The following is a 20030-nucleotide window of genomic DNA, read 5'->3' as shown; positions in this document are numbered from 1 at the left end:
GACCGGCCTGGTCGGAGTGAGATCGCTCGGAGTCGGCCTGTTCGCGGTGAGACTGGTCGGGGCGGGCCTGGCCGGGGCGGATCCCGTTCCGAGGGAGCCGGTCGCTGTGGAGCTGGTTGCGATCGGTCCGGTCGCGATCTGGCCGATCGTGATCCGCCGAATCGTGATCGGCCGCTTCGGAATCGGCCGCTTCGGAATCGATCACGGCGGAATCAGACCGGTCGCGATCGGACCGGCCGGGGTGGATCTGGCCGGGCCGGACCCGCTCGCGGTGGAGCTGCTCCACCGCCTCGTCCTCGTCCCCGGAGCCGTCGGCCGGGCCGGGTTTCGGGCGGGCACCCCAGCCGAGATCGTCGCGCGGTTCCGCGTGATCCTCGACGAAGGCGTCGGTGTCGGTGTCGGTGTCGGTGTCGGCATCGGTGTCGGCCTGCGGCTCCGCGGCCGTCGCCGGTCCGTCCGCACCGCGCGGCAAGTCCGCCCAGACCAGCAGACCGGAGCCGTGCTCCTGCGCACCCCACGCGTGACAGAGGGCCTCGACGAGGAGCAATCCCCTCCCGTGCTCCTCCTCGGGACGCTGCGGGGAGGGATGCGGATCGTCGGCGGTACAGCCCTGATCGCGTACGGCTATGCGCAGCACGTCGTCACCGTCGAGCAGCTCGCACACGACGACATCACTGGCCGTGTGCACGATCGCGTTGGTGACCAGCTCGGATATGACGAGAGCCGCGGTGTCGCAGGTGTCCTCGCACACCGACCAGCCGGTCAGCCGGGCCCGTGCCAGGCGTCTGGCCTGGGCTGGGGAACCCGGATGGGCGGCCAGTTCGAATCGGAACCGGCGCTCGGCAGCGGCCTGGTCGGGGCCTGCTCCCGGGGCGGCACCGAGACCCTGGGGGCGGCCTGCGGCGGCGTCTGTTCCTAAAGGCGCGGACGGAATCACGCTTGCCACTATCGCCGCGCCGTGAACACTTGGCAAGTGTCACTCTGAAAAATGCAGAGTGCTGTGTGACGCGGTGGAGGGCCGTGGCACACTGCTCGCAACAGCATGTTGAGCGGCGCCAGTTGGGATCACCGGAGATCCGTACGTAGTCGTACAGATCGTTCGAATAGGTCTTCGAATGGCGCCGTAAGGCTGTCAGGATTCGTTCCGTCACCGGCCGGTCGGAGGCTGCTCAGCGCGGCCGAGACGACCGGGCGGCCGGGGCTCTTCGTGGAGGTGGAGCGTGAGCGAACCGCGGTCCGCGCCGACCGTCGGACAGGTCGTCCTCGGCCGGCGCCTGCTGGACCTGCGGGAACGCGCAGGGCTCAAGCGCGAGGAGGCCGCCCGTATCCTCCGGGTCGCCCCCGCCACCGTCCGCCGGATGGAGATGGCCGAGGTCGGCCTGAAGATCCCGTATCTCCAGCTGCTGCTGAAGGCCTACGGCGTCACGGACGAGGAGGCCGAGGGGTTCGTGCAGTTGGCCGAGGAGGCCAACAGGCCCGGCTGGTGGCAGCGCTTCCACGACGTCCTGCCCGGCTGGTTCTCCATGCACGTCAGCCTGGAGGGCGCGGCCGCCCTGATCCGCCAGTACGAACCGCACTTCGTCCCCGGTCTGCTCCAGACCGAGGACTACGCGCGCGGGGTCCTGAAGTCCGGAGCCATCGGCCAGACCCGGCCGGAGGACATCCAGCGTCTCGTCGACCTGCGCATGCAACGCCAGGAACTGCTCACTCGTGAGGACGCGCCCCGGTTGTGGGTCGTGATGGACGAGACGGTGCTGCGCCGCCCGGTGGGCGGCCCGGAGGTGATGCGCGCGCAGATCGACAAACTGCTCGAGGCGACGAAGCTGCCCAACGTGACGCTTCAGGTGGCCCCGTTCTCGAACGGGCCGCACCCCGGCACCTACGGGCCCTTCGTGCTCTTCCGATTCGCCATGCCGGAGCTTCCGGACATGGTCTACAGCGAGTACCTGACCGGCGCCGTCTATCTCGACGCGCGCACCGAGGTGGCGACCCATCTCGAGGTCATGGACCGCATGGCGGCGCAGGCCGCTACTGCACATCGCACGAAGGAGATCCTCAGGGATTTCCGCAAGGAGCTGTGAATGGATCGCATCAAGCCGCGCAAACGGGTCTACAACGGCATGCCCGCGCGGGACTTGGGCAGCGAAGGCTGGCACAAGCCCTGGAGCGGCGGGAACGGCGGCAACTGCCTGGAGGCGATGAAGCTCGCCGACGGCCGGATAGCCGTCCGCCAGTCGACCGACCCGGACGGTCCGGCGCTGATCTACACCACCGACGAGATGACGGCCTTCATCGAGGGGGCCAAGGCGGGGGATGCCGACTTCCTGCTGTCCTGACCTGTTCTGACCTGATCGCCATCGATGCCTCTCGATTGCCCTGCCGCCACCCTGTTCACCTCTGTCCTTCAACTTCCTTGATTTGGCACTGACTTGATTATTCGTTGCGTCTTACGGAGCGTTTCATGACCGGGCAGGAACCCGCCCCCGCTGTCGAGATCGACACCAGCAAGCCCCATCCCGCGCGGATGTACGACTGGTACCTCGGCGGCAAGGACAACTACCCCGTCGACGAGGCCATGGGCCGCCAGATGCTCGCGCTCGACCCGCGCGTGCCGGTGATGGCACGAGTCAACCGCGCCTTCATGCACCGCGCCACGCGCTGGCTGGCCCACAACGGCGTCCGTCAGTTCCTGGACATCGGCACGGGCATCCCCACCGAGCCCAATCTGCACCAGGTCGCCCAGGAGATCGCGCCGGACGCCCGCGTCGTCTACTGCGACAACGACCCGATCGTCCTGGCCCACGCGGCGGCACTGCTGCGCAGCACGCCCGGCGGTGCCACCGAGTACCTCCAGGCGGACGTCCGCGACCCGGCCGCCATCGTCGAGGGGGCCAGGAAGACCCTGGACCTCACCCGGCCGGTGGCCCTGTCGCTGGTCGCGCTGCTGCACTTCGTCCCCGACGAGGACGGCGCGCACGAACTCGTCGACCGGCTGCTCGCCGAACTCCCCTCGGGCAGCTACCTGATGATGACCCACGCCACCGCCGACTTCACCCCGGAGGAGTCCGCGGCGGCCACGGCGAAACTCAAGGCCGCGGGCGTCACCCTGGCCCTGCGCTCCCGCGAGGAGTTCGGCCGCTTCTTCGACGGCCTCGACCTGGTCGACCCGGGCGTGGCGGTCGTACCCGACTGGCACCCCGAACTCGGCGAGCCGGTCCCGGGCCAGGAGGATGGGGTCATCCCGGGCTACGGGGCGGTGGCCCGCAAGCCGTAGCCGCCAGCCGCAGCCCACCAGCCGTAGCCCGGACCCCCGGGATCCTGATCCCCTGGCGGCCTCCCTACAGCGGGAGGCCGCCAGGGGATTCCGGTACGCCGTCCCGGATGGCTTACGCCGTCCCGGACGGCTCGTCACACGCTCATGGGCCGGTCGTACGGCGATATGGGCGCCGGCAGTCGCGACCCGCCCGAGAGCCGGCGGTCCACGGCCGCCGCCACCGCACGCCCCTCCGCGATCGCCCACACGATCAGCGACTGGCCCCGTGCCGCGTCCCCGGCGGCGAACACGCCCGGCACGTTCGTCGCGAAATCACGGTCCCGCGCGATGGTGCCGCGCGGCTCCAGCGTCAGCCCCAACTGGTCCACGAGCCCGTCCGCCCGGTCGGGCCCGGAGAAACCGAGCGCCAGGAGCACCAGGTCCACCGGCAGCTCCCGCCCGCTGCCCGCCACCGGCTGCCGCGCCGCGTCCACCTCGACGAGATGCAACGACCGCACCCGCCCGTCCTCGTCCCCGGCGAAGCGGAGCGTGGACGCCGCGAACAGGCGCGCGTCCGCGTCGGCCGCCGGCGCACTGCGCAGATCCCGCGCCTCCTCGTGCGCGGCCGACAGCCGGTAGATCTTCGGGTACGTCGGCCAGGGATCCGTGTCCTCGTCGCGGACCGCGCCGGGCTGGGCGTAGATGTCCAGCTGGGTCACCGAGGCCGCGCCCTCGCGAACCGCCGTCCCCAGGCAGTCCGCCCCGGTGTCCCCGCCGCCGACGATCACCACGTGCAGTCCGGCCGCCGACATCGGCGAGACCTCGAGATCGCCCTCGCACACCCGGTTGGCCAGCGGCAGATACTCCATCGCCTGATGGATCCCGGCCAGCTTCCGGCCCGGCACCGGAAGTTCCCGCCAGGCCGTCGCCCCGGTGGCGATCACCACGGCGTCGTAGCGCGCCCGCAGCTCCGCCGCACCCACGTCCCGGCCCACCGCCGTCCCCGTACGGAACCGGGTCCCCTCGGCGACCATCTGCTCGATCCGCCGGTCCAGATGGTGCTTCTCCATCTTGAACGCGGGGATCCCGTACCGCATGAGCCCGCCGATCCGGTCGTCCTTCTCGTACACCGCGACCGTGTGCCCGGCCCGGGTCAGCTGCTGCGCGGCGGCCAGCCCCGTCGGTCCGGAACCGATCACCGCCACCGTCTTCCCCGAGAGCCGGTCCGGCGGATTCGGCGGCGCGAACCCGTCGGCCCAGGCCCGGTCGGCGATCGCCACCTCGACGTTCTTGATCGTCACGGCGGGCTGGTTGATGGCGAGGACGCACCCCGCCTCGCACGGCGCCGGACACAACCGCCCGGTGAACTCGGGGAAGTTGTTCGTCGCGTGCAGCCGGTCGCTCGCCGCCCGCCAGTCCTCCCGCGACACCAGGTCGTTCCACTCCGGGATCAGGTTGCCGAGCGGACACGCGTCGTGACAGAACGGGACGCCGCAGTCCATGCAGCGGTCGGCCTGCTTGCTGACGATGGGCAGGAGCGCGCCGGGGACGTACACCTCGTCCCAGTCCCGGACCCGCTCCTCGACCGGCCGACGGGGCCAGTCCTGGCGGGGGGTGGTCATGAATCCCTTGGGATCGGCCATGGGCGTCTTCCTTGCGTACGCGTGGACAGGCCGAGCGTCAGCGGGCGGCACTCTTTCGGCCACGATACGTCCGGTCCGTACGCCGTGCAGAGAGGCGGACACCGGGCCCGAACAGAGACCGGGCCGACCCGGACCCGAGACCCTGACTCAGACCAGAGATATCGCGTACACGATCGCCGCCGCCGCCGAGGTGGCGGCCCGCACATGGTTCCAGCGCGTCCACTGGCGTACGTACGTCGGCCAGTACGCCGCCGCTTCCGGCGCCCCCGGCTCCAGCTTCCTCAGCGTCTCGTTGCGCGGCACGTTCGCCACGACGGTCACCCCGAAGGCACCGACCAGATACAGCCCGCTGCCCAGCAGCAACGGGAGTGTCCCCTCGTCCGGCCACAGTAGGAACGTCACCATCGCGATCCCCGCGCACAGCCCCGCCGCCCCCAGGAACAGCACCAGGAACACCGGCGTCATCGCCGAGGAGTTGATCGCGTTCATCGCGGCGACCCCCTGCGCCGCCGGCAGCTTGGCGAGCCCCCGCATCACCAGCACCGAGAACGCGCAGAACACCCCCGCCATCACCCCCGTCGTGACGGCGCCGAGCAGCGCGAGCATCGGATACGGCCCGTCGATCACTGTCACCCTGAACTCCCCCTGTCGTCCGAAGATCCTGCCTGTCCCGGCACTGTCACCTCAAGTGATATCCCGGATGTGGTCGGTGACCGTTGTGGTGCCGGTCGGACCGGTGTGGTGCCGACCGGGGAGGGGGCCCCTCCCCCCTCCCCACCCCACCCACCCCCACCCTCCCGCGCCCCCCGCCACTCCCGCAGCCGAGCCTCCACCCGCGCGCCGATCCGCCGTCTCGCCTCGTTGCGCGGCACGCCGTTCATCAGCAGTTCGTCGTACGGCGTCTCCAGATGCCGTACGGAGGCCGCGACCGCCGAGATCACCGCGCCCTCGGTCAACGCCCGCCCGGCGGCGCTACGGCCCACCCGCCCGCTGCCCCGCACGGAGGCGTGGGCCGCGATCTCCCGGGCCCGCGTCACCGGGCAGCCGGGCAGCAGGCGCAGGATCTCCGCCGCGAACGCCTCCGTGAAGCGCGCGTCCGCCGCCGCCCGCCGCCGCGCGTCCCGCAGCCGGCGCCGCTGCCGGGCGTCGGCGTCGGCCAGGCACCGCTGCTCGGCCCGGGCGAGTCCCGCCTCCTCGACCAGGACGCCCTGCCGCTCGTAGCGCCCCTTGCGCCGGTTGAACCGCACGACCACCGCCGACAGCCCGCTCTCCTCCCGCGATCTGCGCGTCAGCGCCGTGTCCCCGCGTGGCAGGAACACCAGGTGCCCCAGGTCGGCGCAGTCCAGGCAGTGGGACCCGCCCTCCTCCAGCACCAGCATCGGCTGCGGCCCCCGGCGGCAGCCCGCGCAGTACTTCCGCCGGAGCGGCTGCACGACGAGAAGGCCGGTGCGGGGCGGGGGAGTTGCCAGTGCTGCCATGCAGGCTTCATTCCCGCTGGTGGGCGCGGTAGCACCCGGCCGGCATCTCGGGTCGCGCCGGCACGGGGCGATCCGCCGCCGGACGGCGACCGCGACGCGTCGCGACCGGTGCCTGACGCATCATGGGCCGTGTGCGACTCGAAGCGATCACCTGGGAACGGCTCGGCGACCTCCTCGCCGAGCGGCTGCTCGATCTGAAGCCGGCGGACGGCAGCCCCTGGCCCCGCATCGCCTTCGACGGCGCCCCGGCGGCCCGCCCCGGGGACCTCGCCACCCGCGTCGCCGAGGCGCTGCGGATACGTGGCCGCGCCTCCCGCGTCGTGGACGCGCACGGCTTCCTGCGTCCCGCCTCCCTCCGTCTGGAGTACGGCCGGCACGACGTCGAGGCCTACTACGACGGCTGGTTCGACACCGGCACCCTCTGGCGCGAGGTGTTCGGCCCCCTGGAGGCAGGCGGCGACGGGCGGATCCTGCCCGACTTCTGGGACCCGGCCACCGACCGGGCCACCCGCAGTTCCTACGTCGACCTCCCGCCGGGCGGTTTCCTGCTGCTGCACGGCCCCCTCCTCCTGCGACACTGGTTTCCCTTCGACCTCACCGTCCATGTCCAGCTCTCCCCGGCCGCCCTGCGCCGGCGCACCCCGGACGCGGACCGGTGGACGCTTCCCGCCTTCGACACCTACGCCACCGAGACCGACCCCGCCGCCACGGCCGACGTCCTGGTCCGTGCGGACGATCCGCGCCACCCGGCGTGGGGCGGGTGAGCCGGGGCGCGGGTGGCCCGCCGGGTGAGATGCGGGTGTCCGCGGGCACGGCGAGAATGGAGGGGCGCCGGGACGAGCGGTGCTCTCCGTGCCGCGCCGGCCGTCCGGTACCGGGAGGTACCCATGACCACAGCCGGAGAGATCATGCACCGGGGCGCCCGCTGGATCCCCGCCCATGAAACCCTCGACCGCGCCGCACAGTTGATGCGCGAACTCAATGTCGGAGCCCTGCCCATCGGCGACGACAACGACCGGCTCTGCGGCATCCTCACCGACCGCGACATCGTCGTCGGCTGCGTGGCCATGGGCCGCGACCCGGCGAAGGTCACCGCCGGGGAGATGGCCCGGGGCACCCCGCGCTGGATCGACGCGGGCGCCGACGTCGGTGACGTGCTCGGCGAGATGCAGGACCACCAGATCCGCAGGCTCCCCGTCATCGAGAACAAGCGACTGGTCGGCATGATCAGCGAGGCCGACCTCGCCCGGCATCTGACCGAGGGTCAGATCGCCTCCTGGGCCGAGAGCGTCTACGCCAGGACCGGTCCCTGACCGCGCCCCCCACGACGACCCGGCCCTGCCGCCGCCCGGGGCCGGGTGCCCTCAGAGCCAGCCGTTGCGCCGGAAGCCGCGGTACAGCACCAGGCAGGCCACGGATATCACGCCGATGACCAGCGGATAGCCGAACCTCCAGTGCAGCTCCGGCATGTGGTCGAAGTTCATGCCGTACACCCCGCAGACCATCGTCGGCACCGCGATCACCGCGGCCCAGGCGGTGATCTTGCGCATGTCCTCGTTCTGCGCGACCGTGACCTGCGCCAGGTGTGCCTGAAGGATCGAGTTCAGCAGTTCGTCGAACGCGGCGATCTGTTCCGTGGCTCGCAGCAGATGGTCGGAGACGTCCCGGAAGTACGCCTGTATCTCCGGTTCGATCACTCGGACCGGACGGTCGGCGAGGTCCAGCAGCGGGCGCTTCAGCGGGACCACCGCCCGCTTCAGCTCCAGGAGTTCACGCTTGAGCTGGTAGATGCGCCCCGGGTCGGCCCGTGCCCCGTTCTCCGCGAAGACGTCCGCCTCGACCTGGTCGATGTCCGCCTGCACGGCGTCCGTGACGTTCAGATAGTCGTCCACGACATGGTCCGCGATGGCGTGCAGCACCGCCGACGGGCCCTTGGCGAGCTGCCCCGGATCGGACTCCAGCTCCTCGCGGAGCGGGCCCAGTGAGCCGTGCCGCCCGTGCCGGACCGTGACGACGAAGTCCTGGCCGACGAACACCATGATCTCGCCGGTGTTCACCACCTCGCTCGTCGCGGTGAGCTCCTCGTGCTCGACGTAGCAGACCGTCTTGAACACCGCGAACAGCGTCTCGCCGTACCGCTCGACCTTGGGGCGCTGATGGGCCTCGACGGCGTCCTCCACGGCCAGCGGATGCAGGTCGAAGAGTTCGGCGATGCCCGCGAACTCGGCGTTCGTCGGTTCGTGCAGCCCCAGCCAGACGAAGCCCTGGCCGCTCTTGCGGACCCGCTCGACCGTTTCGACCAGATCCTCGCAGACAGGGGCCCTCACACCCTCCTGGTAGGTCACGCAGTTCACCACCGAGGAGCCCAGCGGGGAGCGCGCGTGGTGACTGAGATCGACCCGGGCACGGCGCCGGGCCAGCCGGGCCACCCCGCGCAGGCCGCCGACCCGGCCGAGGCCGGTGACCTTCCGCAGATTCCCTGCCATGGTCATCTGGATCTCCTTGCGTGGCTCTCCTCGCGCCGTACTCCCGCGCCCTGGTCGGGCCAGTCTGCCAGGCTCGCGTATGCCGTGGGTAAGCCTGTGGAAAGGGCTGGTTCCGGTTTGTTCCCGCCTGTGGACAACGGGGCTGCGGGCCACCACCGGTACCGATTCCCCGCCCTCTCCGAGAGGAACACCCCTGTGCCCCGCCATGGATTCATGGCCGCGTCGACCGCCTCCGGAAAGAGGGGAAACTGGGATGATCAGCACATGACGCGAACCGACGGGTACCTTCTCGACAACCGGCAGTCCGAGGCGGCGGAACGCTTCGACGCCTTCGCCACCCTTTTCGACCCCACGACGTTCCGCCACCTCGAAGGGCTGGGCGTCGGCCCCGGCTGGCGCTGCTGGGAGGTCGGGGCCGGCGGGACCTCGGTCGTGGCCTGGCTGGCGAAGAAGGTCGGCCCCACCGGGAAGGTCGTCGCGACCGACATCGACACCTCACGGCTCGCCGCCGCCGCTCGCCCCCCGGTCGAGGTGCGCGTCCACGACGTCGGCGTCGAGGAACCGCCCGCCGAGGGCTTCGACCTGGTGCACGCCCGGCTCGTCCTGGTCCATGTCCCGGACCGGGAGCGGGCGTTGCGTTCCATGGTGGCGGCCCTGCGCCCCGGCGGACGCCTGCTCGTCGAGGACGGCGACCCCGCCCTTCAGCCCCTGCTCTGCCCCGACGAGCACGGCCCCGAACAGCAGCTCGCCAACCGGCTGCGCCACGGCTTCCGCACGCTGCTCGCCGACCGCGGCGCCGACCTCTCCTACGGCCGTAAGCTCCCCCGCCTGCTTCGCGAGGCCGGACTCCAGCGCGTCGAGGCCGACGCCTACTTCCCGGTCACCTCACCCGCGTGCGCCGCCCTGGAGTCGGCGACGGTCCGCCAGATCCGCGACGGACTCGTCAGCGCCGGTCTCGCGACCGCCGAGGAGATCGACCGCCACCTGACCCATGTCGCCTCCGGCACGATGGACCTGGCCACGGCACCCATGATCTCCGCGTGGGGGCGCAAGGCGTAGAGCCGAAGGGACTGCCCGTCGGGGACGGCGACGGCCCAGCGGTCCCGCGATCGGATGTCCACGGCCAGCGCCAGCGCCAGCGCCGGCGCCCGGCGCCGGCCCGGCCGTCCGCCGAGCACCCGTCGGCCGTCCGTCAAGCACCGGGCCACCCGATCAGGGGACCACTGGGCCGTCCCCCCCGGAAACTGCTCATCCACGCGCCGGAGACCGCTCGGCCACCCGCCGGTGACCGAGCCGATGCGTCCCGTCGACGTCGCCTCATCCGGTGACCCGGGCCCCGTTCGTGACCGCCTGGGTCGTCTCGTCGCCCGGCGTGGGCGGGCGGGCGCCGATCCGTTCCACCGCGCGGGCTCCCGCCCGGCACCCCTCGGCGGCCGCTTCCGCGGGCTCGTCGCCCCGGAGGAGGGAGGCGAGGAAGGCGCCCGTGAAGGCGTCGCCCGCGCCCGTGGTGTCGCGGGGCGTCGCGGGGACGGCCGGGACGGCGGCGACGACCGCGCCGCCGCGCGCGATCAGCGCCCCGTCGGCCCCCTGCTTGGCCACCACCAGCGGGACCCGGCGGCTCAGCTCGGCCGCCGCCTCCGCCCCGTCCGGGGACCCGGTCAGCAGACACGACTCGTCACGGCTGGGCAGCAGGATGTCCACCCCCGCGACGAGCGTGAGGAAACGCTCGGCGCCCAGCTCCACGAGGAAGCCCGCCGACGCCGGATCGAGGCTCGTCGGCACCCCGCGCGCCCGTGCCGACGCCAACGCCGTACGGACCAGGGCCCGACCGGACGCGGAGAACATCAGATAGCCCGACAGATGCAGACGGCCCACCCCGTCCAGCAGGGTGTCCGACCAGTCGTCGGGCTCCAGCCGGAGCGCGGCCCCGCTGTCGGTGAGGAACGTCCGCTCGGCCGCCGCCTGCGCGTCCACCAGACAGATCACCGTCCCGGTCGGTGCCTGCGGATCGACGACGAGCCGGGGCCGTACCCCGCACGCGGTCAGCTCGCGTTCGTGCCAGGCCGCCGAGTCCGCACCCACCCGGCCGAGCAGCCGTACGTCCGCACAGCCCCGGTGCGCCGCCCAGCACGCCACGTTGGCGCCCGCGCCACCCGGCAGGGTCCGGATCACGGCCGCCGTGTCCGTTCCCGGCGTCAGCGGCCCCCGGTGCCGTGCGACGACGTCCGTCACCACGTCCCCGACGACCAGCAGCGCCCCGCCCGGGCGTCCGGTCATCCCTCGGCCCAGGCCGCCGCGATCCGGGCCGCCAGGCGGACGTTGCCGCGCACGGCCGCCAGATTCGCGCTCAGCGACGCCCCGTCGGTGTGCCGGACCAGGTGGTCGAGGAGGAACGGAGTGACCCCCTGACCGGTGACGCCCGCCTCCTCGCACGCGTGCAGCGCGTCCGCGAGCACCCGCGCGTGCACCTCGGGATCCAGTTGCTCCTCCTCGGGCACCGGGTTGGCGACGATCAGCGCCGACTCCGGCCCGCCGAGCGCGTCCTGGGCCCGCATCACTCCGGCCACCTGCGCGGGCGTCTCCAGCGTCCAGCCCACCGGATGCCCCGAGTCGGACAGATAGAAGCCCGGGAAGCGGTCCGTGCCGTATCCGGCGACGGCCACGCCCAGGGTCTCCAGACGCTGCAAGGTCGCCGGAACGTCCAGGATCGACTTCACGCCCGCGCACACCACCGTGATCCTGGTCCGCGCGAGCAGCCCCAGGTCGGCCGACTCGTCCTGGGTCACCGTCCACTCCCGGTGCACCCCGCCGAGCCCGCCCGTCGCGAACACCCGGACCCCCGCCAGCGCCGCGAGCAGCGCCGTCGCCGACACCGTGGTCGCCCCGCTCGCCCCCGAGGCCACCGCGAGCGGCAGATCACGATGGCCCAGCTTGCGGATGCCGTCCTCGTTGGCGACCCGCTCCACCTGCTCCTTGTCGAGGCCGATATGGGGCCGCCCGTCCAGTACGGCGATCGTCGCCGGAACGGCGCCCTCCGCGCGGACGGCGGCCTCCAGCTCCCGCGCGACCTGGAGGTTGCGCGGGCGCGGCAGCCCATGAGCGATGATCGTGGACTCCAGAGCCACCACGGGGCGACGCGCGTCGACCGCCTCCCGCACCTCTTCCGACACCACCAGCACCATGTGCCTGTCTCCTGTCCTCGGGCCTTCCCTCATCTCTGGCGGGCGGCGCACCCGGCCAAACCCCGGCCGTCTGTGGGGGACACCACCGGCCCGCGACGCATGGCGGAGGCGACGTCCGTCGGCGAGGAGCCCGGTGGCCCGGAGGACCCTCAGAACAGGGGCTCGGGCAGGACCCCTTCCAGCGCGAGCAGCTTCCGCTTGGTCTCCAGACCGCCCCCGAACCCGCCGATGCCGCCGTCGCGCTCGACGACCCGATGACAGGGCACGACGACCGGCAGCGGATTGGCGCCCATCGCCGTCCCCACCGCCTGCGCCGCCCCCGGCTGCCCGACCCGCCGGGCCAGATCGCCGTAGCCGACGACCGCGCCGTACGGCACTCCGGAGGCCAGCTCGCGCAGGACCTGGCGGTTGAAGCCCGAGATCAGCGACCAGTCCAGAGGCAGGTCGAACGTGTGCCGCTCACCCGCGAAATAGGCGTCGACCTGGCGTATCGCCTCGGCGAGCAGCGGGGAGCCGGGCGCCTCGACGGGCTCCGCGCCCAGTCGGCCCGCGAGCCTGCCGAGCGCCTGGTCACGGACCGCCCCGGTGGCGTGGAACACGACGTTGACCAGGCCCTCGTGGGTCGCGGCCAGCAGCAGCGGACCGATGTCGGTGCCGACCACGGCCCAGACGACCTGCTGCCCGTCCCGCCCAAGACTGTTCATGGGCCCCACCGTACGGCCTGCCACTGACAACGCCGCCGACAACGGCCCTGACCAGGCCGTTCAGTACCGGTACAGGGCCCTGCGCACCACGTCGGGCTTGTTGGTGATCACACCGTCGACCCCGTACCGGGCGACGGTCCTCGCCCTGGCGGCGTCGTCGACCGTCCAGACGAAGACCTTCATCGGCTTGCCGTGCGGTCCCTTCAGGGCGTGCACCGCGTCGACATAGTCCCGGGCCAGGCCGGTGTGCGAGGGGTTGATCTGATCGGCGAAGACCGCGTACCGCGCCAGGTCCGCCTCGGCCGGCCTGCCCAGCAGGCCGGTCCGTACCGCCGGTTTCAGTTCGTGCACCGTGCGCAGACTGTCGGCGCTGAAGCTCTGCACGATCAGCCGTCCGCTCACATGCTGCTGGTCGAGCCAGCCCTCGTTGCCCAGCAGCTTCAGCGTCTGCTGCTCGATCCCCGGATACAGCTCGGGGTTCTTGATCTCCAGCAGCAGTTTCTGGTGATGGTGCTCCACGCGCTGCATGTACTGCTTCAGTGTGGGCACGCGCGTGCCCGTGTACATCGCGCCGAACCAGCTTCCCGCGTCCAGCCGGGCGATCTCGGCCGCCGTGAAGTCCTTCACCTTCCAGGGTGCACGGCCGGGAAAGACCTCCGCCACGTTCGTCGTACGGCGGAGGCTGTCGTCGTGGATCACCACGAGCTCGCCGTCCTTGGTGCGCTGGACGTCGTTCTCCACCCAGACGATGCCCAGGGCGGCCGCCTCGTCGACGGCGCCCAGGGTGTTCTCCGGGGCGAGCGCCGAGGCACCCCGGTGGGCGACGACCACGGCGTGGGTGGCGATGCCCGCCCGGGCGTCGTGGACGGGGAGCACGAGGGCGACGGTACCCAGGAGCGCGGTGGTCGCGACGGCTACTGTGCGCGCATGCATGGGTACTCCTCGCGTCGACGCTCACGTACAGCTCAACTGTGACAGCACAGAGTCGACGACGGAGGGGGTGCGGGATGACCGGAGGATGAAAGAAGGAGACGATCGAGGCTGTTTACCGCTGCCGCACATGTGCGGCAAGGACGTGTTTCTTTGCCGGAAAATCGTTCGACCATTCCGGTGGGAGTCATACTCTCTCTCAGCCTTGGCCGCTCGCGCGGCCCTGGGAGGGGCGCGTAAAGGAAAAAAGCAAGCAACAGGGCGGAAGGGCAACCGCGCATGCAAGGCACGGTCGACGGATTCAGCTACGGAATCGTCACCCCGCTGGTGGCCTACCTCATGGCCTGCCTCGGCGGTGCGCTCGGCCTGCGCTGCACCACCAGAGCCCTGCTCGTCGCCCATTCCTGGCGCCCCGGATGGCTGGCCCTCGGTTCCGCCGCGATCGGCTCCGGCATCTGGACCATGCACTTCATCGCGATGATGGGCTTCACCGTCAGGGGTGCCCCGATCCACTACGACAAGCCCACGACCTACGCCAGCCTCGGCGTCGCCATCCTCATGGTGGGCGTGGGGGTCTTCATCGTCGGCTACCGGGGCGCGACCGGAACCGCCCTGTTCACCGGCGGCACCATCACCGGCCTGGGCATCGCGTCGATGCACTACCTGGGCATGGCCGGGATGCGGTTCAACGGCAAGCTGGAGTACAACACCGTCACCGTCGGCTTCTCCGTCGCGATAGCCATGGCCGCGGCCACCGCGGCACTGTGGTCGGCCGGACAGGTCAGGGGCTTCCTGTGGAGCGTGGGCGCCAGCCTCGTCATGGGGCTCGCCGTCACCGGCATGCACTACACGGGCATGGCCGCGCTGAGCGTCCACCTGCACACGACCGGCAGCCCGGCCGAGGGCGACTCTCCCGCGACCCTCCTCGCGCCGATGCTGATCGGCCCCCTTGCCTTCCTGGTGCTGGCCGGCGTCGTCGTGATGTTCGACCCCCTCATGGTGGGCAAGCCCCGCTGGACCCCCGTCGAACACAAGCCCGGTGTCCCGGCGCATCCGAGCGTGCAGCACTCCGCCCGCCGCCCGGTGCTGCGGCCCCGCCGCAAGGTCTCCCACCGCGAGTCCCGCACCCCGCAGAACCGCTGACCCCGCGCCTCCGGAACGCGGTCCGCCCGCACGAAACCGCTGATCCGGCCCCGTTGTCAGTGGGGGGTCGTACGGTGGATGGCATGCGGCCCGTCTCTCACATCGAACGCACGGTGGCGCCCTTCGAGGTCGTCAGCCCCTACCAGCCCAGCGGCGACCAGCCGACGGCCATCGCCGAGCTCGCCCGGCGCGTCGAGGCCGGCGAGAAGGACGTCGTCCTCCTCGGCGCGACCGGCACCGGCAAGTCCGCCACCACCGCGTGGATGATCGAGAAGCTCCAGCGGCCCACCCTGGTGATGGCGCCGAACAAGACCCTGGCCGCCCAGCTGGCGAACGAATTCCGCGAGCTCCTCCCGAACAACGCGGTCGAATACTTCGTCTCGTACTACGACTACTACCAGCCCGAGGCGTACGTACCGCAGTCGGACACCTACATCGAGAAGGACTCCTCGATCAACGAGGAGGTCGAGCGGCTGCGCCACTCCGCAACCAACTCGCTGCTCACCCGGCGTGACGTCGTCGTGGTCGCCTCGGTGTCCTGCATCTACGGCCTCGGCACACCGCAGGAGTACGTGGACCGGATGGTCCCGCTGAAGGTCGGCGAGGAGATCGACCGCGACGAGCTGCTGCGCCGCTTCGTGGACATCCAGTACACGCGCAACGACCTGGCGTTCACCCGCGGCACCTTCCGGGTGCGCGGCGACACCATCGAGATCTTCCCGGTCTACGAGGAGCTCGCCGTCCGCATCGAGATGTTCGGCGACGAGATCGAGGCCCTGTCCACGCTGCACCCCCTCACCGGCGAGATCATCAGCGACGACGAGCATCTGTACGTCTTCCCCGCGTCCCACTACGTCGCCGGCCCGGAGCGGATGGAGCGGGCCGTCAACGACATCGAGAAGGAACTGGGGGAGCGCCTGGCCGAGCTGGAGAAGCAGGGCAAGCTCCTGGAGGCCCAGCGGCTGCGGATGCGGACCACCTACGACATCGAGATGCTCCGCCAGATCGGCTCGTGCTCCGGCGTGGAGAACTACTCGATGCACTTCGACGGCCGTGAGCCCGGTTCCCCGCCGAACACCCTGCTCGACTACTTCCCGGACGACTTCCTGCTCGTCATCGACGAGTCGCATGTGACCGTCCCGCAGATCGGCGCGATGTACGAGGGCGACGCCTCCCGCAAGCGGACCCTCGTCGACCACGGCTTCCGGCTGCCCTCCGCCCTCGACAACCGTCCCCTGAAGTGGGAGGAGTTCCAGGGGCGCATCGGGCAGACCGTGTATCTGTCGGCGACGCCCGGCAAGTACGAGCTCTCCCGCGGGGACGGGGTCGTCGAACAGATCATCCGCCCCACCGGCCTCGTCGACCCCGAGGTGGTCGTCAAGCCCACCGAGGGCCAGATCGACGACCTGGTGCACGAGATCCGCACCCGTGTGGAGAAGGACGAGCGCGTCCTGGTCACCACGCTCACCAAGAAGATGGCCGAGGACCTCACGGAGTACTTCCTGGAACTCGGCATCCAGGTGCGCTACCTGCACAGCGACGTCGACACCCTGCGCCGCATCGAGCTGCTGCGCGAGCTGCGCGCCGGTGAGTTCGACGTCCTGGTCGGCATCAACCTCCTGCGGGAGGGGCTCGACCTGCCCGAGGTCTCCCTGGTGGCGATCCTCGACGCCGACAAGGAGGGCTTCCTGCGCTCCGGCACCTCGCTGATCCAGACCATCGGCCGCGCGGCGCGCAATGTCTCCGGCCAGGTGCACATGTACGCCGACAAGATCACGCCCGGCATGGAGCGGGCCATCGACGAGACCAACCGCCGCCGCGAGAAGCAGGTCGCCTACAACAAGGCGAACGGCATCGACCCGCAGCCGCTCCGCAAGAAGATCAACGACATCGTCGCGCAGATCGCCCGCGAGGAGGTCGACACCGAGCAGCTGCTCGGCTCGGGCTACCGGGCGAAGAAGGACGGACGCGGCACCAAGGCCCCCGTGCCCTCCCTCAGCGACAAGGCGGCCCGGGCGGCCGGGGGCACCCCGTCCAAGTCCGCCAAGGGCAAGGCCAAGGAGACCGTCCCCACCGACCGCCCGGCGGCCCAACTCGCCGAGCAGATCGAGGAGATGACGGAGCGCATGCGGGCCGCCGCCGCGGACCTGCAGTTCGAGGTCGCCGCCCGGATCCGCGACGAGGTCTCCGAGATGAAGAAGGAACTGCGTCAGATGAGGGAGGCGGGTCTGGCCTGACGGACCCGTGCGGTCGCCGTGCCCGGTCCGCGACGCGCAGTGTTGCAAGACCGACACAAAGTGCGTGCCCGGGTACGGCACGGTCAGTGCCTGTGCGTAGGGTTTTCCGCAACCGCGGACTCCGCGGCAACAGGGGACAGTTCGAGAGGGGAATCAGCCCGTGACCGTCAACATGACCAAGGGCCAGGCCATCAGTCTGCAGAAGAACGACGGGGGCAGCCTGACCGCGGTCCGCATGGGTCTCGGTTGGCAGGCGGCCCCGCGGCGTGGCCTGTTCGGCTCCCGTACCCGGGAGATCGACCTCGACGCCTCCGCCGTGCTGTTCGCGGACAAGCAGCCCGTGGACGTCGTGTTCTTCCGTCACCTGGTGAGCGACGACGGCTCCGTCCGGCACACCGGTGACAACCTCGTCGGCGGTGTCGGCCAGGGCGGCGACGACGAGGCGATCCTCGTCGACCTCGCGCGCATCCCGGTCCACATCGACCAGATCGTCTTCACCGTGAACTCCTTCACGGGCCAGACGTTCCAGGAGGTGCAGAACGCCTTCTGCCGCCTGGTCGACGAGACCAACGGCCAGGAGCTGGCGCGCTACACGCTCGCGGGCGGTGGCGCGTACACGGCCCAGATCATGGCCAAGGTGCACCGCTCGGGCGCGGGCTGGACCATGACGGCCCTCGGTGCCCCGGCCAACGGCCGTACCTTCCAGGACCTGATGCCGGCCCTCGTGCCGCTCCTGTAACAGGCCCCGGCCGACCGACACGACATCACCACACGCGACACAGGGGGACAGGCGATGACGGCCGAGCTGGTGCGGGGGCAGAACCACCCGCTCTCCACGGTTCGCCTCGAGATCAGGATCTCGGCCGGCACGCCGGTCGTGGCCGCGGCCACGCTCAGCGACGAGAACGGCAGGGCGCAGGGCGTCGAATGGGTGGCCCACCCGGGCTCCCCGACCCTGCCCGGTCTGGAGGTCTCCCGGCAGGCGGCCGCCGATCACCGGCTCGCCGTGGACCTGGACGCCATGCCGGCGAGCGTGCACCGGGTCAACGTCCTGCTCTCCCTGCCCACCGGCGACGGGGGAGGCCCGGTCAGCTTCGGCTCCGTGCCGCCCCCCGCCGTCAAGGTGACCGGCCTCGACGGCACCGAGGTCGCCGGGTACACCGTCACCGGTCTGGGCGCCGAGTCGGCGGTCGTCGCCCTGGAGCTCTACCGGCGCCAGGGCGCCTGGAAGGTGCGGGCCGTCGGCCAGGGGTACGCGGGCGGCCTCGCCGAACTCCTCACCGACCAGGGACTGCCGCAGGCGCAGCAGCTCGCGGCCGGAATCAACGAGGCGGTGGCCCAGGGGCTGGCCCGTTCGGTCCCGGCCCCGCCCTCGCGTACGTCCGACGGTGACCGGTCCCGGCAGGCGGCCGCGTCCGCCCTCGGCCCGGACCAGAGCGGCTCCGGGTACGGCGCGCAGGGCGCCACCGGCTACCAGCCCGGCGCTCCCACGGGTTCCGCGCCGACGGGCGGGCCGTCGGATCCCGTTCCCACGGGCACGGCACCCGCGGACTCCGGCACCCCTCAGCCGGTCCCACCTACTCCGCCCACCGCCGGCGGTCCGGTCGACTACGTCCACCCCGGCCGACGGAACGCCGCTCCGCCGCCGCCCCCGCCCACCGCGCCGCCGGCCCGGCCGGGGCAGCCCGCCGTGCCCGTCGCGGGCGACGCGACCGGCTGGTCGATGGAGGAGCGGCTCTACAACCAGGTCTGGGGCATGTTCGAGGACCTGGCCCGCACCACGTCCGCCTACCGCTCCGCCGTCGACTTCGCCGACACCCGTATGGAGAAGGAGCTCGACCAGGTCCTGTCCGACCCGCGGAGCAGGATCGGCGGCCAGGGGGACGCGGCCCGCGAGGCGGCCCAGGCCCGGCACATCCAACTCGTCGACCAGGCCCGGCAGGCCCTGGAGCGGGACCTCGTCCAGCTCGGCGCCGAGTCCGACGTCGTCGAACCGGCGCTGCCCCCGGCCTACGCCCGCTGGGACAGCCCCGTCTGGCACGCCTACCGCGTCCCGATGGAGATGCCCATGGCGCTGCGCCTCGGCGACCTCCACCTCCCCGAGAGCGACCCGCTGCGCATCCCGATGCTGGTCCGTCTCCCGCTGGAGCGCGGGCTGTGGATCGACAGCGGCGCCTCGGGATCGGCCGAGGAGCCGTTCGTCGACTCCCACGAGCTGCGGCATCTCGCCCTGGTGTCGGCCGTGGCGCACACCGCCCGGCTGCTGGCGGTGTATCCGGCGGACGAGTTCACCGTGCACGTCGTCGATCCGGCGGGCTCCGGGGCGCAGGCCCTCGCACCGCTCGTCCGGGCCGGGGTGCTCGCGGCCCCGCCGGCCGCCGGCGCGGCGGGGGTGGCGGACGTCCTGGGCCGGCTGACCCAGCGCGTCGACCTGGTGCAGATGGCGGTGCGCGGAGGCGCCGCCGACTCCCTCCCGCCCGGCTTCGACACCTCCCAGCAGCTCCTCGTCGTCAACGACTTCCCGCACGGCTTCGACGACCGCGCCGTCAACCAGCTCCGGTACCTCGCGGACGAGGGTCCCGCCGTGGGTGTCCATCTGATGCTGGTCGCCGACCGGGAGGACGCCTCCGGTTACGGACCGTTGCTGGATCCGCTGTGGCGGGGGCTGCTCCGGCTGACCCCGGTGCCCGACGACCATCTCGCGGACCCCTGGGTGGGGCACGCCTGGACCTATGAACCGGCGCTCGTGCCGCCCGGCAGCGAGATCCTCCAGCAGGTGCTGGCCCAGGTCGCGAGCGCGCGTACCAAGTACACGTAAAGCCGCCCTGACCAGGGAATTTGGTCTTTCTTTTACTTGCCCCTTTACCTTTCCTTGGTGATTGGGGTACTGTTTTCCGTACGGAGGGGAGTACTCCCTGGCTGCGGCGCACCCGTCAATACGGATCGAAGTGGATCCCGGGACGCCGGCCCGTCC

18 protein-coding genes and 1 pseudogene are annotated in these 20030 nt (G+C 71.6%); 10 read left to right on the top strand and 9 right to left on the bottom strand.

What is annotated here, in order from left to right; all coding sequences use genetic code 11:
* Positions 1 to 286 precede the first annotated feature (286 nt).
* A pseudogene (locus tag ABZ490_RS10880) lies at positions 287 to 946 on the bottom strand (ATP-binding protein); the annotation flags it as partial.
* Between the two features lie 274 nt (positions 947 to 1220).
* On the opposite strand from ABZ490_RS10880, the gene ABZ490_RS10875 reads away from it, so the two are divergent.
* The 3 genes from ABZ490_RS10875 to ABZ490_RS10865 all read left to right on the top strand — a co-directional run bounded on the left by ABZ490_RS10875 (position 1221) and on the right by ABZ490_RS10865 (position 3274).
* On the top strand, positions 1221 to 2081 hold the full coding sequence (locus ABZ490_RS10875) for a helix-turn-helix transcriptional regulator (protein ID WP_358987556.1): 861 nt from the start codon (positions 1221 to 1223) through the stop codon (positions 2079 to 2081).
* Positions 2082 to 2336, top strand: coding sequence for a DUF397 domain-containing protein (locus ABZ490_RS10870; protein WP_055638138.1), 255 nt, complete (start codon positions 2082 to 2084; stop codon positions 2334 to 2336).
* A 125-nt stretch (positions 2337 to 2461) separates the two neighbouring features.
* Entirely contained in the window at positions 2462 to 3274 is an 813-nt protein-coding gene (locus tag ABZ490_RS10865; RefSeq protein ID WP_358987553.1) for an SAM-dependent methyltransferase, read from the top strand.
* A 134-nt stretch (positions 3275 to 3408) separates the two neighbouring features.
* Here the strand turns inward: ABZ490_RS10865 and ABZ490_RS10860 are convergent, their stop codons facing one another.
* From ABZ490_RS10860 to ABZ490_RS10850, 3 genes are all read right to left on the bottom strand, one after another.
* Positions 3409 to 4896 carry a glutamate synthase subunit beta gene (locus ABZ490_RS10860; protein WP_358987550.1) on the bottom strand — a complete coding sequence of 496 codons (1488 nt, stop codon included), beginning with the start codon at positions 4894 to 4896 and terminating at the stop codon, positions 3409 to 3411.
* Positions 4897 to 5043: 147 nt separating this feature from the next.
* Positions 5044 to 5523, bottom strand: coding sequence for an anthrone oxygenase family protein (locus ABZ490_RS10855; protein ID WP_358988026.1), 480 nt, complete (start codon positions 5521 to 5523; stop codon positions 5044 to 5046).
* A 2-nt stretch (positions 5524 to 5525) separates the two neighbouring features.
* Positions 5526 to 6374, bottom strand: a complete 849-nt coding sequence (locus tag ABZ490_RS10850; RefSeq protein ID WP_358987547.1) for a DUF2293 domain-containing protein — start codon at positions 6372 to 6374, stop codon at positions 5526 to 5528.
* 122 nt (positions 6375 to 6496) lie between these two features.
* Here ABZ490_RS10850 and ABZ490_RS10845 point away from each other — a divergent pair, with 122 nt between their 5' ends.
* Complete coding sequence (locus ABZ490_RS10845; protein WP_358987544.1) at positions 6497 to 7138, top strand: uridine kinase; 642 nt, start codon at positions 6497 to 6499, stop codon at positions 7136 to 7138.
* Between the two features lie 123 nt (positions 7139 to 7261).
* A complete protein-coding gene (locus tag ABZ490_RS10840; RefSeq protein ID WP_358987541.1) occupies positions 7262 to 7687 on the top strand; it encodes a CBS domain-containing protein in 426 nt (141 codons plus the stop codon).
* Between the two features lie 51 nt (positions 7688 to 7738).
* Here the strand turns inward: ABZ490_RS10840 and ABZ490_RS10835 are convergent, their stop codons facing one another.
* Positions 7739 to 8866, bottom strand: a complete 1128-nt coding sequence (locus ABZ490_RS10835; RefSeq protein WP_358987538.1) for a magnesium and cobalt transport protein CorA — start codon at positions 8864 to 8866, stop codon at positions 7739 to 7741.
* Between the two features lie 258 nt (positions 8867 to 9124).
* Here ABZ490_RS10835 and ABZ490_RS10830 point away from each other — a divergent pair, with 258 nt between their 5' ends.
* Positions 9125 to 9919 carry a methyltransferase gene (locus tag ABZ490_RS10830; RefSeq protein ID WP_358987536.1) on the top strand — a complete coding sequence of 265 codons (795 nt, stop codon included), beginning with the start codon at positions 9125 to 9127 and terminating at the stop codon, positions 9917 to 9919.
* 258 nt (positions 9920 to 10177) lie between these two features.
* On the opposite strand, the gene ABZ490_RS10825 is transcribed toward ABZ490_RS10830, so the two are convergent.
* From ABZ490_RS10825 to ABZ490_RS10810, 4 genes are all read right to left on the bottom strand, one after another.
* The gene (locus ABZ490_RS10825) at positions 10178 to 11137 is read right to left on the bottom strand and encodes a sugar kinase (protein WP_358987534.1); all 960 of its coding nucleotides are present in this window, start codon (positions 11135 to 11137) and stop codon (positions 10178 to 10180) included.
* Positions 11134 to 12042: a pseudouridine-5'-phosphate glycosidase gene (locus ABZ490_RS10820; RefSeq protein ID WP_358987531.1), complete on the bottom strand. Its 909-nt coding sequence runs from the start codon at positions 12040 to 12042 to the stop codon at positions 11134 to 11136. The genes ABZ490_RS10825 and ABZ490_RS10820 overlap by 4 nt, the downstream gene beginning before the upstream one ends.
* A gap of 149 nt (positions 12043 to 12191) precedes the next feature.
* On the bottom strand, positions 12192 to 12746 hold the full coding sequence (locus tag ABZ490_RS10815) for a methylated-DNA--[protein]-cysteine S-methyltransferase (protein WP_358987528.1): 555 nt from the start codon (positions 12744 to 12746) through the stop codon (positions 12192 to 12194).
* A 60-nt stretch (positions 12747 to 12806) separates the two neighbouring features.
* The gene (locus ABZ490_RS10810; protein ID WP_358987525.1) at positions 12807 to 13679 is read right to left on the bottom strand and encodes a glycerophosphodiester phosphodiesterase family protein; all 873 of its coding nucleotides are present in this window, start codon (positions 13677 to 13679) and stop codon (positions 12807 to 12809) included.
* 276 nt (positions 13680 to 13955) lie between these two features.
* On the opposite strand from ABZ490_RS10810, the gene ABZ490_RS10805 reads away from it, so the two are divergent.
* From ABZ490_RS10805 to ABZ490_RS10790, 4 genes are all read left to right on the top strand, one after another.
* Positions 13956 to 14819: an MHYT domain-containing protein gene (locus tag ABZ490_RS10805; protein ID WP_358987522.1), complete on the top strand. Its 864-nt coding sequence runs from the start codon at positions 13956 to 13958 to the stop codon at positions 14817 to 14819.
* A gap of 83 nt (positions 14820 to 14902) precedes the next feature.
* Entirely contained in the window at positions 14903 to 17056 is a 2154-nt protein-coding gene (gene uvrB, locus ABZ490_RS10800) for an excinuclease ABC subunit UvrB (protein ID WP_358987519.1), read from the top strand.
* Positions 17057 to 17216: 160 nt separating this feature from the next.
* On the top strand, positions 17217 to 17795 hold the full coding sequence (locus ABZ490_RS10795; RefSeq protein ID WP_358987516.1) for a TerD family protein: 579 nt from the start codon (positions 17217 to 17219) through the stop codon (positions 17793 to 17795).
* Positions 17796 to 17849: 54 nt separating this feature from the next.
* Positions 17850 to 19874 (top strand): TerD family protein, encoded by a 2025-nt coding sequence (locus ABZ490_RS10790; protein WP_358987513.1) that lies wholly within the window; start codon positions 17850 to 17852, stop codon positions 19872 to 19874.
* Positions 19875 to 20030 lie beyond the last annotated feature (156 nt).

Origin of the sequence: Streptomyces sp. NPDC005811, assembly GCF_040630405.1 — a bacterium.
GTDB lineage: Bacteria > Actinomycetota > Actinomycetes > Streptomycetales > Streptomycetaceae > Streptomyces.
Note: the sequence above shows the minus strand (reverse complement) of the source record. Positions and strands in the feature narration are given on the sequence as shown.